The organism is Corallococcus aberystwythensis, from assembly GCF_003612165.1.
Lineage (GTDB): Bacteria > Myxococcota > Myxococcia > Myxococcales > Myxococcaceae > Corallococcus > Corallococcus aberystwythensis.
This window is the reverse complement of record NZ_RAWK01000131.1, coordinates 1-17222: the sequence shown is the minus strand read 5'-3', so window position 1 is coordinate 17222 and position 17222 is coordinate 1. Positions and strand designations below refer to the sequence as shown.

The following is a 17222-nucleotide window of genomic DNA, read 5'->3' as shown; positions in this document are numbered from 1 at the left end:
TGTAAACTAGGTCTCTGGGGCGTCTTGGGGCCTTCTGCCTGGGTTCGTTTCGCGTCCGTTTGGGTGGATCCCCCGCTTCTCTGGTGAAGTTGGCGCGATGGAAACGGTCGTCTTCGCCTGCGTCCACAACGCGGGCCGTTCACAGATGGCGGCGGCATTCTTCAACGCGCTCGCGGATCCAACCCGGGCGCATGCCCTCTCCGCCGGGACGCAGCCCGGTGAGCGCGTCCACCCGGAGGTCCAGGCCGTCATGGCCGAAGCCGGCATCGACCTGTCCGGCGCCCTGCCTCGGCGCCTCACGGACGAACTGGCCCGGAATGCCGGATGGCTCATCACCATGGGCTGTGGCGACGCGTGTCCCGTCGTCCCGGGACTGAAACGTGACGACTGGCCCCTGGACGACCCCAAGGGCCAGCCGATGCACCGGGTGCGTGAGATCCGTGACGAAGTCCGGGCCCGCGTGGTCGGCCTGCTGACGCGCCAGCATTGGCTTCTGGCCCGCTGATGGCGCCCACACACCTGGGCTCCGTCGGCGAAGTCGCCTGGGTCTTCCTCCGGCTGGAGCTGACGTCGTTCGGGGCCCTGCTGCCCGGTCCCGGCGATGCTTCCCCCCGGTTAGTCGGTTAATCTGGAAAGGATGAAAATACTGAAAGTGTCACTGCTGATGACGACGTGTGCGCTCACCGCCTGCGGGGCCACGGATGACGACGCGTTGGAGCAACAAACCGCTCACGCATCGGCCCCGTTGGCGAGCACCCAGCCCCTGCGGGTCATCAGCCACAACATCGAGGGCTGTCCGGGCGGCCACGCGGGGAACCCGGCCTACCTCTCTTCGCTCAAGAACCAGATCGACACCTGGCAGCCCCATGTGGTCGGACTGCAGGAGGTCGGCTGGCTTCAATTCCAGGACCTGAGGAACACCTACGAACCGCGCGGCTGGAACCTGCGGTTCGAGTCGCTGCGTCGCACCGGGCCGGTCTCGGACCCGACCTCGCAGACGCTGCCGCACCCGTCCTGCACCTACGGTCAGGACGCGCCGTACCCGCAGGGCCAGGTGCTCATGGTCCACGGCACCTTGACCGCCTATGAGGTCGCGGGCCTGCCGTTCGTGGATGGCGACAAGCACTTCTCCCTCCAGTGCGGGGAGTTCAGGATGGCCGGCTTCACGAAGACGGTCCGCGCGTGCAACACGCACCTCGCGGTGGCGGCGAACGACGACGCCAACCTGAACGGGAAGCGGCAGCAGCTCGAGGCCATCGAGGCGCTGACCAACCCGCACGTCGCGTCGAAGATCGTGACCTTGACGGGCGACTTCAACCTCGGGCCGTCGTCGGTGCACATGGACAACATCTACCGGCTGACGCTGGGTGGCTCGCACACCGGCGATGGCGAGTTCCGGGAGGCGGACCAGACGGACGGGACGTACTGCCCGAACGGGGCGTGCCGCGACATGCAGCCCACCCACGGGAACTCGAAGCTGGACTACGTGTTCTTCAACCGGCAGACCTGCGACAACGCCACCCTGTCCGGAGGCGTGGTGCCAGTCCAGCCGACCGAGTCGGACCACGACATCAAGCGGGGGCGCTGCGACATCACCGGCTGAGCTCGACCCGTGTGGGCCGGGCGCCCGGCTCACGACTGCTTCACGACGAGGCTTCTACGGCGCATGGACTCCACGCATTCCCGCGATGTCCCCCGGGGCTCCCTGGGTGAGGTCGCGCGGGTCTTCCTCCGGCTGGGACTGACGTCGTTTGGGGGCCCCGCTGCTCACATCGCCATGATGGAAGACGAACTCGTGCGGCGGCGCCAGTGGTTGCCGCGTGAGGAGTTCCTCGACCTGCTGGGCGCCACCCACCTCATCCCGGGCCCGAACTCCACCGAGCTGGCCATCCACCTGGGCCACCGGCGTGCGGGCTGGCCCGGGCTCGTCGTCGCCGGCGTGTGCTTCATCGTCCCGGCGATGCTCCTGACGCTCGCGGCCGCCTGGGCCTACGTGCGTTTTGGCACCCTGCCCCAAGCCGGCGCCCTCCTGTATGGCGTCAAACCCGTCATCCTGGCGGTGGTGCTCCAGGCATTGTGGGGCCTCGGCAAGACGGCCCTGACGACGCGCCCAAGGATCGCCGTGGCCATCGGCGCCGCCGTAGCGAGCGCGCTCGGGGTCAACGAGCTACTCATCCTGGCCGTGGCCGGAGGCGCCCTGGCGGCATGGCTCCGGTTGCGGTCGGCACCCGCTCCCACGTCGCCCCTCGTCCTGGTGCCGTTCGCCCTTCAAGGCGCGGCGGCTGTGACAGCCACGGCATCCGTGCCGTTCAGCCTCGGGGGGCTCTTCCTGTTCTTCCTCAAGGTCGGCAGCGTGCTGTTCGGCAGCGGCTACGTCCTGCTGGCGTTCCTGCGAGCGGACCTCGTCGAACACTGGGGCTGGCTCACGGAAGCCCAGCTCCTGGACGCAGTGGCCGTGGGGCAGTTCACGCCGGGCCCTGTCTTCACCACCGCGACGTTCATCGGCTACCTGGTGGGCGGCACGTCCGGCGCGGGGCTCGCCACGCTGGGCATCTTCCTGCCCGCCTTCGTCTTCGTGGCCCTCAGTGGCCCTCTGATTCCGAGGCTTCGTCAGTCCCGGACCGCGGGCGCGGTGCTCGACGGCGTCAATGCTGCCTCACTGGCCCTCATGGCCGTGGTGACCTGGCAGCTTGGGCGCGCGGCTCTGGTGGATGGCTGGACAATGGCCCTGGCCGTGCTCGGCGCGGTGTTGCTTCTCCGCTGGCGGGTCAACTCGGCCTGGCTGGTCTTGGGCGGTGCCGCAGTTGGGTTGCTGCGGGCCTGGTGACAAGCCTGTCTCACGATGTTCTGGCTCCCCGAAACGTCTGTACCGCCCAAGGGCGCCTGCCAAACGCAGGCGCCCAGCAGCGGAGGCCATGCGTCTGCGAATTGGCGCCGTATGGCCAAGGCCTCTGGGCCTGCATTCATGTTTGTCTTTTCCTGCTACGGAATCAGATGCCCGTGTGCCTTCCACGACATGCCTCCCGATGTATCCTTGCATGACTGTCTGGACTGCGGGCTCATGCCCGTAAGGGGCAGGCAGCAGCTGCTTTGGGGGGAGCTCATGAAGACTTCAGCAAGAAGCTGGCGATGGATCCTGGTGTTGGCCCTGGGGGTCGCACTGGCCGGATGTGCCGGGAGCGAGGCTGGGACCCACGAGGATGCGGGCAGTCCTCCCGGCCACGTGGACGCAGGTTCGCAGGCGGACTCTGGAACGCCGGACGACCCGGACGCGGGGACACCGGCCGATGCGGGCGTCCCCGTCCTCCACGTCACGGCGGGCCATGGCTTCAGCCTGGCACTGAAGGCGGACGGCACTCTCTGGGCCTGGGGCACCAACAGCCAGGGCCAGTTGGGCGATGGGACCACCATCCCCCGGATGGAGCCCATCCAGGTGTCCTCCGGCCTCTCCGGCGTGGTGGCCCTGGCCGCGGGCAGGGACCACTCGCTGGTGCTCAAGGAAGACGGCACCGTCTGGGCCTGGGGTGGCAACGGCAACGGCCAACTGGGGGACGGAACGGGCCCCCCGCGACCTACCCCCACGCAGGTGCCGGGCCTTTCCGGCGTGGTGGCCCTGGCCGCGGGCAGGATCCACTCGCTGGCGCTGAAATCGGACGGCACCGTCTGGGGATGGGGCGCCAACTACGACGGCCAGCTGGGCGGCGGGACGAGTCCCCCGCTTCCCCCCACCCAGGTGCCGGGGCTCACCGGCGTGGTGGCGGTGGCCGCGGGCAGTGACCACTCGCTGGCGCTGAAGTCGGACGGCACCGTCTGGGCCTGGGGGGCCAACGCCGAGGGCCAACTGGGCGTTGGGACGTTCACCGACACCGAGTGGACGCCCACGCAGGTCCTGGAGCTCACCGGAGTGAAGGGCGTGGCGGCGGGAGGTGACAGCTCCCTGGCCTGGATGCCGGACGGCACTGCCTGGCGCTGGGGCGGCAACCGCGAGACACCCCAGCGGATACAAGGACTCACCGGCGTGGCGGCCCTGGCCCAGGCAAACGGGGACTCGATGGCGTTGAAGTCCGATGGCACCGTCTGGGACCTCCAGTCCACGCCCACGCAGGTGCCGGGCCTCACCGGCGTGTCCGCACTCTCGGCGGGCGCCGACCATGCGCTGGCGCTCCAGCAGAATGGCACCCTCTGGGCCTGGGGCTGGAGTTCCAGCGAGTACGTCACCCCGGTGCCCTCCCTGCTCACGGACTGCCAGCAACTGGCCCTGGGCGCCCACCATGGGGTGGCGCGCAAGAAGGACGGAACCGTCTGGACCTGGGGAGGCGAAAACTTCTTCGGCCAGCTGGGAGATGGGACGAACACCTTCCGGTTGACGCCCACACAGCTGCCGGGGCTCACCGGCGTGGTGGCGGTGGCCGCGGACAGTTTCCACTCGCTGGCGCTGAGGTCGGACGGCACGGTCCGGGCGTGGGGCGACAACTCCTCCGGCCAGCTGGGAGATGGGACGGACACCCAGCGGTTGGCGCCCAAGCAGGTGCCGGGCCTCAGCGGCGTGGTGGCCCTGGCCGCGGGCAGTGTCCACTCGCTGGCGCTGAAGTCGGACGGAACGGTCCGGGCCTGGGGTAACAATTCCTACGGCCAGCTGGGGGATGGGACCACCACCCGCCGTTGGACGCCCACGCCGGTGCTGGGCCTGTCGGGCGTGTCCGCCCTGGCCACGGGCGCATCCCATGTGTTGGCGCTGAAGTCGGACGGCACCGTCTGGGCATGGGGCGACAATTTCTTCGGCCAGCTGGGGGATGGGACCACCACCGACCGTTCGACGCCCACGCCGGTGCCGGGCCTCACCGGCGTGGTGGCCGTGGCCGCAGCCGATTCCCACTCGTTGGCGCTGAAGTCGGACGGCACCGTCTGGGCTTGGGGCTCGAACTTCTACGGACAGCTGGGCATGGGGAACGCCGGGGCGGATACCCAACGGCTGACGCCCACGCGGGTGCCGGGCCTCACCGGCGTGGTGGCCCTGGCCGCAGGCGGTGTCCGCTCGATGGCGGTGAATCAGGACGGCGGCGTCTGGGCCTGGGGGGCCAACGCCAGCGGGCAGCTGGGCGATGGGACCACCACCGACCGTTGGACGCCCACGCCGGTGCCGGGCCTTTCCGGCGTGGCATCCCTGGCCGTGGGAAGCGCCGCCTCACTGGCGAGGATGAACGATGGCACTGTCCGAGCCTGGGGCAGCAACCGCGATGGCCAGTTCGGGAATGGCGCCAACGGATGGCAGAGGCACCCGGCCCGGGTCTGGTGATTGGGAGGCGCGGCATGGGCCGGACGACCGGCCCATGGCTGCCGGAGGTGTCGCGAGGCTTTGCGCGAGGCCCCAGGACAGGCGGACGTGCGCCTCTGGGAATCGGAGGGTGGGCGGTGCCTCCGCCGGGCGGCCGTGGGCCTTGTAACAACAGGCCTGTTTCACGGTGTGTCACCGGGTCATGTAAAATCCTGAAAACGGCCCAAATCCGCTAAACGCTTGATTTTGTTCGGACGGGGGCCGGTTGGAGGATTCTTGCTGCCCCCCGTCCATCAGCTCGTCGAGCGACGAGCGACCGAACCTTCCTCCCAGATTGCCGTCGCTTCCCGAGGCCGTTCCCTCACCCATGCCGAGCTGAACGCGCAGGCGAACCGGCTGGCTCATGCGCTGATGGCTCGGGGCGCTGGCCCTGACGTCCTCGTCGGCATCTGCCTGCCGCGAAGCGTGGAGCTGGTGGCGTCCGTCCTGGGCGTCCTCAAGGCCGGAGCGGCCTGGCTTCCGTTGGACCCGTCCGCCCCTCCCGAGCGCCTGCGCTTCATGTGCGTCTCCGCGGGGGCCCGGTTCATCATCGGCTCGGGGCAGGCCGTGGAACGGCTCGCGGCGGACGGCATCCAGGTCCTGGGGCCGGAGGCGCTGTCGCTGGAGTCGTTTCCGGACGTGAGCCCGGGCGTCACCGTCCTGCCGGATCACCTCGCCTATGTGATCCACACCTCGGGCTCCACCGGGTTGCCCAAGGGCGTGATGATCAGCCACCGGGCCCTGTCCTCCTTCACCGAGTACCACCTCGGCACGTTCGGCCTCTCTCCAGCGGATCGCATTGGCGTGGTGGCCTCGCCGGGCTTCGACGCGTTGGTCATGGTCCTCCTGCCGTCGCTGGCCGCGGGCGCTCGGCTGGAGCTGCCGCCCGACGAGGAGACGCGCCTGTCGCCGCAGAAGCTGCAGGACTGGCTGCTGGCCCGGGACATCACCTGCGTCTTCCTGCCCACGCCCCTGGCCGAGCGTGTCCTCCCCCTGCCCTGGCCGGAGTCCTGCGCCCTGCGCTGGGTGCTCACCGGCGGTGACCGGCTGCACCTGCGCCCCAGGCCCGGGCTGCCGTTCCAACTCGTGAACGGCTACGGCCCCGCCGAGTGCACCATCTACAGCACGTCCGGTGTCGTCCCTCCCGGTGACGCATCGTCCGAGGAACGGCTGCCCTCCATTGGCCGTCCCATCAATGGCGTGGAGGTCCACGTCCTCGGTCCGGAGCTGCGGCCCGTGGCGGAGGGCGAGACCGGGGAGCTGTTCATCGGTGGCCCGGGGCTGGCTCGCGGCTACGTGGGCTCAGCGGACCTGACCGCGGACCGGTTCATTCCGGATCCGTTCTCCCGGTTCGGCGGCGAACGGCTGTATCGCACCGGGGACCTGGGCCGCCGGTTGCCGGATGGATCGCTGGAGTTCCATGGACGCTCCGACCGTCAGGTGAAGGTCCGTGGCATCCGCATCGAGCCCGCGGAGATCACCGCCGCACTGCTGACCCATCCGCACGTCGGGGCCGCCCACGTCATGGCGCGGAGCGAGGGCCAGGACGTCTTCTTCGTGGCGTGGTTCGCGCCGAAGGACGCTCGGGCCGTCCCCGGGACGGAGCAGCTCCGCGAACACCTCCGCGCCTGGCTCCCCGAAGCCATGCTGCCCCGGACCTTCGTCGTCGTGGACGCCCTGCCCCTGGGCTCCACCGGCAAGGTCGATGTCCTGGCGCTCCCCACGCCCGACGCGCACGCGACCCGGAGCAGCGCGTACGTCGCGCCTCGCACGGGGTTGGAGCAAGGGCTCGTCCAGGTGTGGCAGGAGGAGCTGCGCCTGGAGCGGATCGGCATCGAGGACGACTTCTTCGAGCTGGGCGGCCACTCGCTGCTGGCCACGCGGATCACCGCTCGAGTCGCGGAGGTGCTGGGCCTTCCGCTGTCCCTGACGGAGCTGTTCGCCCACCGTCGCATCTCCCAACTGGCGAACGTGCTGGAGTCGCGCCGGGCCCTTCCCGCGAAGGACGTGTTGCCTCCCGTGGTCCGCGTCGCCGACCCGGACCGGGCACCGCTGTCCGTGCAGCAAGAGCAGGTCTGGTTCCTCCAGAAGCTGTCGCCCGGCAGCATCTCCTACCAGGCGCAGACGACGCTGCGTGTGCTGGGCGGGCTGGACCTGCCGGTGCTCGAACGCGCCCTGACGGAGATCACCCGGCGACATGAACTGCTGCGGACGACCTACGAGGAAATCGACGGCCGACCATGGCAGCGCGTCCTTCCCGTGACGCCGGTTCAGGTCCCGCTGATTGACTTGTCCGCACTGCCCGCCGACGTACGCGAACACCGCCGTGAAGAAGCCCTGCGCCAGGAACTCCGGCGACCCCTGTCCCTCTTCGAGCCACCGCTGGTGCGCTGGACCGTGATCCGCCTGACCCCGGACGATCACGAACTGGTCCTCGTGGAGCATCACGTCGTCCACGACGGCGTGTCCTTCTCCGTGCTGATGCGGGAGCTGGATGCGCTCTACAACGCTTATCTGCGCGGGGAGCCCTCGCCTTTGCCGGAGCTTCCGGTGCAGTACCGCGACTTCGCGGCGTGGCAGCGCGAGGCGCTCGAAGGTCCGGCGATGAAGGCCCAGCTCGACTTCTGGCGGAAGCAGCTGGCCGGTGCTCCGGAGGTGCTGCCGCTGCGCACCGACCATCCGCGCCCCCGCGTGCAGACCTTCAACGGCGACCTGCTCCGGTTGGAGCTGCAGCCCGCCCTGCCCGGTGCCCTGCGTGCCTTCTGCCAGCAGGAGGGCGTGACCCTCTTCAACGCCCTCTTCGCCGCCTTCGCCACGCTGCTGCATCGCTACACCGGTGAGCAGGACCTGTGCATCGGTTCGGCGTTCGCGGCCCGGGCGGGTGTCCGGAACATCGAGAGCGTCGTCGGCATGTTCGTCAACGCCGTGGTCCTCCGGTGTGATGTCTCCGGGGCGCCGTCATTCCGCGATCTGGTCCATCAGGTTCGGGACCTCACCGTGGCGGCGGCCGAGCACCAGACGTATCCGTTCCTCAAGTTGATCGAAGGCCTGGGCGTGAAGCGCGACCCCAGCCGCAACCCGCTCGTGCAGGCCATGTTCAGCTTCCACGACTCCGCCGTGCGGAGCCCTCGGCTGGGCGATGCGTCGTGCACCATCTTCGAGCGGGGCAACGGGTCGTCGAAGGTGGACCTGGACGTCGTCGCCATTCCGCACGCCGGCCGGTACCTGGGGGACAAGGAGCGCGGTGACGCGCGCATCTCGCTCATCTGGGAGTACAACCGGGACCTCTTCGACCGCTCGACGATGGAGCGGATGGCCGCGCACTTCCTCCGGTTGCTCGAGGCTGCGGTGGCCAGCCCCGGCACACCCGTGTCGCGTCTTCCGCTGCTCTCGGATGCGGAGCGGCAGATCCTCCTGGCGAACGGATCCGCGACGCCCGTCAGCGCGGATCCGCCCGTGCATCAACAGGTCCTGGCGCAGGCCTTGCGGACCCCTGACGCGGTGGCCGTGCATGACGAGTCAGGCACCCTCACCTACTCGGAGCTGGTCCGGCGTGCGACGTTGCTCGCCGAGCATCTTCATTCGCACGGCGCGGGCGTGGAGTCGGTCGTCGGTGTCTGCACGCCTCGTGGCACGGAGTTGGTGACGGCCGAGCTGGGCGTGATGCTAGCCGGTGCCGCCTTCCTGCCCCTGGATCCGGAACATCCGGCGGAGCGGATCGCGCTCATCCTCGCGGATGCAGGCGTGCGCCAGGTGGTCACCACCGGGCTGCTCGCGGAGCGACTCCCCGCCACGGTGGAGTGCGTGCGCATCGAGTCCTTCCGTGGCGCCAGTGCCCCCATGGGTGGCCTGCCCACGGAGGTGCGGCCCGGTCAGCGGGCCTACGTCATGTACACGTCTGGATCCACGGGTGTTCCCAAGGGCGTGGTGGTGGAGCACGGCGCGTTCGCCCACTTCGTCGGATGGCACCGGCGCGCGTTCGGACTGGAGGCGAACAGCCGCACCACGCTGCTCTACTCGCCCGCGTTCGATCCGTCCGTCGCGGAGCTCTGGCCTGCTCTCACCGCGGGCGCGACGCTGCACGTCCCAGGACAGGACGTGCGCCTGTCCCCGGAGCGGCTCCAGGCCTGGCTCCTCTCCGAGCGCATCACCTTCACGGACCTGCCCACCGCGCTCGCGGAAAGGCTGCTGGCCCTGCAATGGCAGGCGTCGTGCGAACTGCGCACGGTGCTCGCGGGCGGAGACCGGCTCCACGCGCGTCCCATGCCCGGACTGCCATGGCGGCTGTTCAATCAGTACGGTCCCACCGAGACCACCGTCACGGCCACCTCCGGCGAGGTGCTGCCCGCAGGGCCGGAGGAGTCGCTTCCCGCCATCGGTCAGCCCATCGAAGGGGCCACGGCCTACGTCCTGGACGCGGCGCTGCAACCTGTCCCCATGGGCGTCGCCGGAGAGCTGTACATCGGTGGTGCCGGTGTGGCGCGCGGCTATCTGAACCGCCCGGGCCTCACCGCCGCGAGCTTCGTCCCCGACCCCTACGCGCCACACCCGGGCGCGCGCATGTACCGCACGGGCGACCGGGTCGTGTACCGGCCGGACGGGATGATCGAGTTCCTGGGCCGCATGGACTCGCAGCTCAAGATCCGTGGCTTCCGCGTGGAGCCCGCGGAGGTCTCCGTGCGGCTGCGCACGCATCCAACACTCGCGGAGGCGCACGTCCGCGCTTGGAGCCCTCCCGGTGGCTCGCCCCAGTTGGTCGGCTACCTCGTGCCACGCGCGGGTCAGGCCCTGCCCACACCGGCGCGGCTGCGGGAACACCTGGCTCGCGAGCTGCCGGCGTACATGATCCCCTCCGCCTACGTGGCGATGAAGGCGCTGCCGCTCACCCACTCCGGCAAGGTGGATGAACGCGCGCTGCCCGCGCCCTCGCCCGGAGCCCAGGCGCCGCAGGTCCCGCTCGCGAACGAGCACGAGCGGCGTATCGCCGGCATCTGGTGCGAGACGCTGCACTTGGAGCGTGTCGGCGCGGAGGACAACTTCTTCGACCTCGGTGGCCATTCGCTGTTGCTGGCCCAGGTGCAGTACCTCCTGAAGCACCGCATGGGCCATGACGTGCCCATGGTGACGCTGTTCGAGTTCCCCACCGTCCGCGCGCTCGCAGGCCATCTCCAGGGCCGGGACGATGGCGGTGAGGCCGCGGCGGCGCAGGAGCAGCGCCAGGAGCAACGGCGCACCGGACGCGCGCGCCTGCTGGGCCGTCAGGGACGCCTGTCCTCCGATCGCTCCCGCGAGGAAGTGGAATGAGCGCGTCGCTCGACCTGATGGAAGACGAAGATTGCTCGGCGCACCTCGCGGTGGTGGGGCTGGCGTGCCGGTTTCCCGGTGCGGCCAACGCGGCGGAGTTCTGGGCCAACCTCGCCGGGGGCGTCGAGTCCATCACCTTCTTCGGTCCGGACGGACAGCCCTGCGCCGAACCTCCCACCGAGCGCGCCGTGGGCGAGGCGGTGCCCGCGTTCGGCCTGGTCGCGGATGCGGACATGTTCGATGCGGCGGCGTTCGGCATCTCGCCGCAGGAAGCGCTGATGCTGGATCCGCAGCACCGCGTGTTCCTGGAGTGCGCTCGGGAAGCGCTGGAGGACGCCGGGTATGATCCGGCTCGCTACCGGGGCGCCATCGGAATCTACGCGGGCGGGAGCGAGACGGACTATCTGTCCGCGCTGCGCACTCGACGGGACCTGCTCGCGGGGGCCAGTGACTGGCAGCTCCGGCTGGCCACGGGCGTGGACTTCCTCACCAGCCGCGTGGCCTACAAGCTGGGACTTCGCGGGCCGGCCGTCACCGTGCAGACCGCGTGCTCGACGTCCCTGGTCGCGATCCACCTGGCCGCGCAGGCGCTGCTCGCGGGGGACTGTGACGTCGCGCTGGCGGGTGGTGCGTCGGTGCATGTGCCGCCCCGGTTCGGTCACTACAGCGAGGGCGGGCCGCTGTCCCCGGACGGCCGCTGCCGGGCGTTCGATGCGCGTGCGCAGGGCACGGTGGGCAGCAACGGCGCGGGCATCGTGGTGCTCAAGCGGCTCGCGGATGCGCTGGAGGATGGGGACACGATCCGCGCCGTCCTCCGAGGCACCGCCGTCAACAACGACGCCGCCGGGAAGATCGGCTTCACCGCGCCGAGCGTGGAGGGCCAGTCCCGTGTCATCGAGATCGCCCTGCATGCCGCGGGCGTAGACCCCGAGAGCATCAGCTACCTGGAAGCGCATGGCACCGGCACGCGGCTGGGAGATCCCATCGAGGTCGCCGCGCTGACGAAGGCGTTCGGTGCTCGCGAGGGGCAGCCCTGCTGGTTGGGTTCGGTGAAGACGAACATCGGCCACACGGATGCGGCGGCGGGTGTCGCGGGCTTCATCAAGACGGTCCTCGCGCTGGAGCACCGGAAGCTGCCTCCGAGCTTGAACTTCCATCAGCCCAACCCGGATATCGACTTCGAGCGCGGCCCCTTCCGCGTGAACACGGAGCCGCGGGCCTGGGACACCGGCGGTCATCCACGACGGGCCGGTGTCAGCTCGCTGGGCATCGGAGGCACCAACGCGCATGCCGTGCTGGAAGAGGCACCCACCCTGCCCGGTTCCGCGCGTTCACGCTCCCCACAGTTGCTGGTGTTGTCGGCGCTCGGTCCCACCGCGCTGGCCCGTGCCGTGGAGCGGCTTGGCGCGCACCTGCGTACGCACCCGGAGGTGGACCTGGGAGACGCCGCGTGGACGCTTCAGGTGGGACGTGCCGCGCACCAGCACCGCGCATTCGCCGTGGGCCAGGATACGGCCGAAGCGCTTCGTGCCCTGGCGGAGCCGGACGGCTTCGCGCGACACGAGACCGGTGAGCGCCCCGTGGTGTTCATGTTCCCCGGTCACGGTGGGCAGCACGTGGGCATGGGCCGGGAGTTGTACGGTTCGCAGCCCGCGTTCCGCGACGCCGTGGACGCGTGCCGTGCGCACCTGACGCCGCTCCTCGGGTTCGACCTGGGGACGGTGCTGAATCCCGACCCCGCGGATGCCGCCGCGCTGGCGCAGGCCTCCGCCCGGATGGGCGAGTTCGTCACCGGTCAGCTCTCCGTGTTCGTCATCGAGTACGCGGTGGCGGGGCTGTGGAAGCGCTGGGGTGTGCAGCCGGCCGCGGTGGTGGGCCACAGCCTGGGGGCCTATGCTGCGGCCACGGTGGCCGGGGTGTTCCGCCTGGAGGACGCGCTGCGGTTGGTCCTGGAGCGCTCGCGCATCCTCGCGAGTCTGCCCGCGGGCGCCATGCTGGCCGTGCCACTCCCCGAGTCCCAGTTGGCGCCCCTGCTTCAGGGAGGACTCGCGCTGGCGGCCGTGAACGGGCCCGCGCAGTGCGCGGTGTCTGGACCGGTGGCGGAGATCGAAGCGCTCCAAGCGCGGCTGACGGAGCGCGGTGTGGAGTCGAAGCTGCTGCGTATTCCGGGGGCGGGACATTCGCCGCTCGTCGAGCCGTCACTGGCCGCGTTCACTGCCTGCGTCCAGCGTGTTGAGCGGCGTGCTCCCCGGCTGCCGTGGATCTCCGACCGCACCGGGGTGGCCGTCACAGCTGAAGAGGCCGTGGATCCAGCCTACTGGGCCGCGCACCTGCGCCACACCGTGCGCTTTGGCGATGCGCTGAACACGTTGTTCGCGGGACCGGCCAGTGTCTTCCTGGAGGTCGGACCCGGACGGACGCTGGCGACGCTGGCGCGCCAGAACCCCGGAGTGGGACCGCACCTCACGGTGGCCACCCTCCCCCATCCCTCGGACAACATGTCCGATGCGGTCAGCGCCCTCACCGCCGCCGGACGCCTGTGGACCGCGGGCGTGAACCTCTCCTGGCAGGCACTGCACGGAGGCACACGCCGCCGCCGGGTGCCCCTGCCCACGTACCCGTTCGAACGTCAGCGCTACCTCGTCGAAGCACCCGCTGCCTCCGGAGCCCTGCCCGCTATCGCCCCGACGCAGTCCGAGCCCGAAACGATTGGGCCGCCGGAGCTGCCCGGGGATGAAGTCGTGCGCCGTGTGGCCACCGCGTTCGCGGAGGTCCTGGGGCTGGCGCGGGTCGGCATCCACGACAACTTCTTCGCGCTGGGGGGCGACTCGTTGATGGCCGCGCAGCTCATCGCGCGATTGCGTCCGCATGTCGCCACGCCTCTGGGGGTGAAGGCCATCTTCCGCGCTCCCACCGTGGCCCGGCTGTCCCGCTTCATCGCGGAGTCCTCCCCGGCATGACCCCGACCTCTGCCTGGCTCGCCTGCCGCATCCGTCGTCCGGAAGCCCGCGTGCGTCTCTTCTGCTTCCCGCACAGCGGCGGCTCCGTGGGCGAGTACGTCCGCTGGGCGGACCTGCTCCCTGACATCGAGGTCTGGGGCGTGCAGTTCCCTGGCCGTGGGGCTCGGGCGGAAGAAGCGCCGTTCACCCGGCTGCACGAGCTGGTGGATGCACTGGTTCGCGCGGTGGACTTCGGGACGTCCTTCGCGTTCTTTGGCCACAGCCTGGGGGCGCTCGTGGCCTTCGAGACGGCCCGCCGTCTGCGGGACCTGGGCCGGGTGACACCCGATGCGCTGTTCCTCTCCGCAGCCCCGGCCCCACAGCTTCCCCTGCGTGGCATCCCCGCGAGCCACCTGGACGAGGACGGACTCCTCACCGCCCTGGAGCCCACCTACGGCGAGCTGATCCACGAGCTGCGCGAAGACGCAGAGCTGCGCGAGCTCATCCTCCCGGGCCTGCGCGCGGACCTGCTCCTCGTGGAGTCCCACCGGCACAAGGACCGTGCACCCCTCCCCTGCACCATGACGGTAACGGGCGGCACGCACGACGACCTGACCCGCGAGGAGCTGGACCCATGGCGCATCCACACCACCGGGCCCTTCACGCTCCACCTGCTGCCCGGGGGCCACTTCTACCTTCGCGATGCGGAGCCGAAGTCCACCCTGCTACGCCTCATCGCGGACACCCTCTCCAGAAGGAACAGCACCCCATGAGCCACGAGCCGCTGCACCCCGCCACCCGCAGCCGCGAGGGCTTCGTGGGCCAGCTCTTCGCGGGGAAGCTCCGCTGGGACCTTGTCCGCGCGTTCCCGGAACAGGACGCCGAGGAACGCCGTCAGGGCGACGCTGTCATCGCCGAGGTCGAACAGTTCCTCGCGGCGCACGTGGATCCGGACGAGATCGAACGCACGGGCCGCATCCCACCGGAGCTGCGCGAAGCCCTGCGCTCACGCGGCTACTACAAGCTCCAGGTGGAGCAGGCGCTGGGAGGCCGGGGCCTCTCCATGCTGAACACCTTCCGCGTCATCGAAGCCGTGATGAGCGTGTGCCTGCCGGTGGGCTACACGCTGGCCATCCACAGTGGCCTGGGCGCGGGCGCCATCATCGAGGCCGTGCAGGACGGTCCCCTCAAGGACTACGTCCGGGGCCGGGTCGCGGACGGAGTCATCTCCGGCTGGGCCGACACCGAACCCATCGGGGCCTCCGTGCGGCGCGCGTCCACCACCGCCGTGCCCACGGAGGATGGCACGGCGTACGTCCTCAACGGGGAGAAGGTCTTCATCGGGAATGGGTCCATCGCGGATCTGCTGAACGTCACCGCCACGCTCCAGGAGGGCGGCCGTGAACAGATCAGCCTCTTCTTCGTGGAGACCTCCAGCCCTGGCTTCCACGTCCGCGCCGAGCACGGGCTGATGGGCCTGCGAGGCCTCCCCATCGCCGCGCTCGGCTTCGAGAACGTGCGCGTGCCGAAGGAGCGGATGCTCGCGATGGCGCAGGAGCACTGGCGGAACACGCCGCTGCTGGAGCCGCTCAGCGCTCTGGGCCGCATGTACATCATCGTGGCCGCGTCGCTGGCGCTCTCGAAGAAGTGCCTCCAGTGGTCGCGCGGCTTCCTCCACCGGCGGCTCGCGCAGGGGCGCAGGCTCGGTGACTTCGATGAGATCCAGCGTCAGGTGTCCGCCACCGCGGCGGAGGTCTTCGCCATGGAGAGCGTGGCACGGTGGAGTCTCACGGGTGTGACGGCGGACACGCTGCCCCTGCGCTGGTTTGAACAGGTGGCGGCCAAGAACATCGCGTCCCTGACGTGCGCGCGCATCGCGGACCGGACGATGTCGCTGCTCGCCGCCGAAGGCTACGAGACGGCGGAGAGCAAGGCCGCCCGGGGCACCACGCCTGTCCCTCTGGAGCGCACGCTGCGCGATGCCCGTGCCTTCCGGGTCGCGGGGGGCGTGGACTTCCTCGTGGACCACAAGGCCGCGCGGGAAGGCCTCTTCTCCCTCTACTACCCGTCGGCCTCGCATGCGGCGGAGCTGGAGTCGCCCCCGGCTCCCCTGCCCGTGGAGGAGCACCTGTCTCCTCGCAACCGGGAGCATTTGCAGCACACGGCCCGGGAGGTGCACCGGCTCGCGAAGCGAAGCCTGGACCTGTCGCGCCGGTACCCGGACGCGGGCGTCCTGTACGCGCGTCAGAGGACGCTCATCCTGATGAACCAGCTCTGCAACGAGCTGTTTACGATGTCCGTCACGCTGGCCCACGCAGCGGCACTGGCCTCGCGCGGACAGCCGCAGGCGGATGCACTGGCGGACGTCTATTGCACCGCCGCCCGCTACCGGCTGGAGGACCTCTGGCGTCAGGCCGACGCCGACGCGGAGCCGGACTTCGCGGGTGTGAGCGAGCGTTGGCTGTCCGGAGACACGCTCGACTTCCTGCTGAGCGACGTGCTCATCCGGCGGTGATGCTCACGGCGCGGTGCGCGAACAGGCCGCCGTGTCATCGCGGTGGATGACGCCGTCCTTCATCACGAAGAAGACCTTCTGCGTGACGCGGATGTCCTTCAGCGGATCGCCCGGTACGGCGACGACGTCCGCCACCTTCCCCGGCTCCAGCGTTCCCAGCCGGTCCGCGACCCCCAGCAACTCCGCCGTGTTCACCGTGGCGGTGCGCAGTGCCTCCGCGGGCGACAGGCCGGCTTCCACCAGCAGCGCGAACTCCTGTGCGTTGCGACCGTGGGCGAACACCCCCGCATCCGTGCCGAAGGCGATGCGCACACCCAGGGAGATCGCCTTGCGCAGCACGTGCTCCCGCCGCTTGTCCACGGCGCGCAGCTTGGCGACGGTGTCCGGAGGCAGCTTGCCCTGGTCCGCCAGCTCCTTGATTCCGAAGAATGCATAGGCCGTGGGTACGTACCAGGTGCCCTTCTGCTTCATCAGCGCCACGCCCTCGTCGTCCATCAGCGTGCCGTGCTCGATGGAGTCCACGCCCGCGCGGATGGCCCGCTTCGCCCCTTCCGCGCCGTGCGCGTGCGCGGCCACCTTGCGCCGGTGCGCGTGGGCTTCATCCACCACAGCGTCCAGCTCCGCCTGCGTGAACTGCGGCGCGTCGGGGTCCGCGTTGAGGCTCATCACTCCGCCCGTGGCGCAGACCTTGATCACGTCCGCGCCGTACTTCACGTTCTCGCGCACCTTGGAGCGCAGCGCGTCCGGGCCGTCCGCCACGCCGCGGCTGGCATCCTGGGCCAGGAGGCCCTTGCGGAACGAGTTGCCATAGTCACAGTGCCCACCCGTGGAGCTCAGGCTGGACGTCGCCGCGAGGATGCGCGGCCCCACCACGTTGCCTCGCGCGATGGCGTTGCGCAGCCCCACGTCGATGAAGTCCTCCGCGCCCAGGTTGCGCACGGTGGTGAAGCCCGCCATCAGCGTCGCCTTGGCCCACGGCAGCGTGTCCAGCGTCTGCTCCGGAATCGTGCGCTGGAAGCTGTCGACCAGGTCCTTTCGCCAGTCCGTCCCGGGCTCCACCGTCAGGTGTGTGTGCGCGTCCATGAAGCCCGGCAGCAGCGTGGCGTCGCCCAGGTCCACCACCTGGGCCCCTTCCGGCACGGGCGCCTTC

General features: G+C 70.1%; 10 protein-coding genes. 8 read left to right on the top strand and 2 right to left on the bottom strand.

Translation table 11 applies throughout. The features are described from left to right. The first annotated feature begins 97 nt into the window (after positions 1 to 97). The 4 genes from D7W81_RS21910 to D7W81_RS21895 all read left to right on the top strand — a co-directional run bounded on the left by D7W81_RS21910 (position 98) and on the right by D7W81_RS21895 (position 5296). On the top strand, positions 98 to 505 hold the full coding sequence (locus tag D7W81_RS21910; RefSeq protein ID WP_120557343.1) for an arsenate reductase ArsC: 408 nt from the start codon (positions 98 to 100) through the stop codon (positions 503 to 505). Positions 506 to 637: 132 nt separating this feature from the next. Then, positions 638 to 1603, top strand: a complete 966-nt coding sequence (locus D7W81_RS21905) for an endonuclease/exonuclease/phosphatase family protein (protein ID WP_120557342.1) — start codon at positions 638 to 640, stop codon at positions 1601 to 1603. A gap of 63 nt (positions 1604 to 1666) precedes the next feature. Then, entirely contained in the window at positions 1667 to 2827 is a 1161-nt protein-coding gene (gene chrA, locus D7W81_RS21900; protein ID WP_120557341.1) for a chromate efflux transporter, read from the top strand. Between the two features lie 396 nt (positions 2828 to 3223). Further along, positions 3224 to 5296, top strand: a complete 2073-nt coding sequence (locus D7W81_RS21895; protein WP_244227346.1) for an RCC1 domain-containing protein — start codon at positions 3224 to 3226, stop codon at positions 5294 to 5296. A 171-nt stretch (positions 5297 to 5467) separates the two neighbouring features. On the opposite strand, the gene D7W81_RS43575 is transcribed toward D7W81_RS21895, so the two are convergent. Then, positions 5468 to 5680 (bottom strand): hypothetical protein, encoded by a 213-nt coding sequence (locus tag D7W81_RS43575; RefSeq protein ID WP_244227350.1) that lies wholly within the window; start codon positions 5678 to 5680, stop codon positions 5468 to 5470. Between D7W81_RS43575 and D7W81_RS21890 the strand changes: the two genes are divergently transcribed. Genes D7W81_RS21890 through D7W81_RS21875 form a run of 4 tightly spaced genes read left to right on the top strand, consistent with a single transcriptional unit; the run spans position 5609 to position 16072 of the window. Beyond that, complete coding sequence (locus D7W81_RS21890) at positions 5609 to 10618, top strand: non-ribosomal peptide synthetase (RefSeq protein WP_244227347.1); 5010 nt, start codon at positions 5609 to 5611, stop codon at positions 10616 to 10618. The genes D7W81_RS43575 and D7W81_RS21890 overlap by 72 nt on opposite strands. Continuing rightward, the gene (locus tag D7W81_RS21885; protein WP_120557338.1) at positions 10615 to 13578 is read left to right on the top strand and encodes a type I polyketide synthase; all 2964 of its coding nucleotides are present in this window, start codon (positions 10615 to 10617) and stop codon (positions 13576 to 13578) included. Before D7W81_RS21890 ends, D7W81_RS21885 begins: the two co-directional genes overlap by 4 nt. Further along, positions 13575 to 14330, top strand: a complete 756-nt coding sequence (locus D7W81_RS21880; RefSeq protein WP_120557337.1) for a thioesterase II family protein — start codon at positions 13575 to 13577, stop codon at positions 14328 to 14330. The genes D7W81_RS21885 and D7W81_RS21880 overlap by 4 nt, the downstream gene beginning before the upstream one ends. Beyond that, complete coding sequence (locus D7W81_RS21875; protein WP_158621649.1) at positions 14327 to 16072, top strand: acyl-CoA dehydrogenase family protein; 1746 nt, start codon at positions 14327 to 14329, stop codon at positions 16070 to 16072. The genes D7W81_RS21880 and D7W81_RS21875 overlap by 4 nt, the downstream gene beginning before the upstream one ends. A gap of 3 nt (positions 16073 to 16075) precedes the next feature. Here D7W81_RS21875 and D7W81_RS21870 read toward each other — a convergent pair. Further along, the coding region (locus D7W81_RS21870) for a metal-dependent hydrolase family protein (protein WP_147445579.1) at positions 16076 to 17222 on the bottom strand (1147 nt) is incomplete at its 5' end.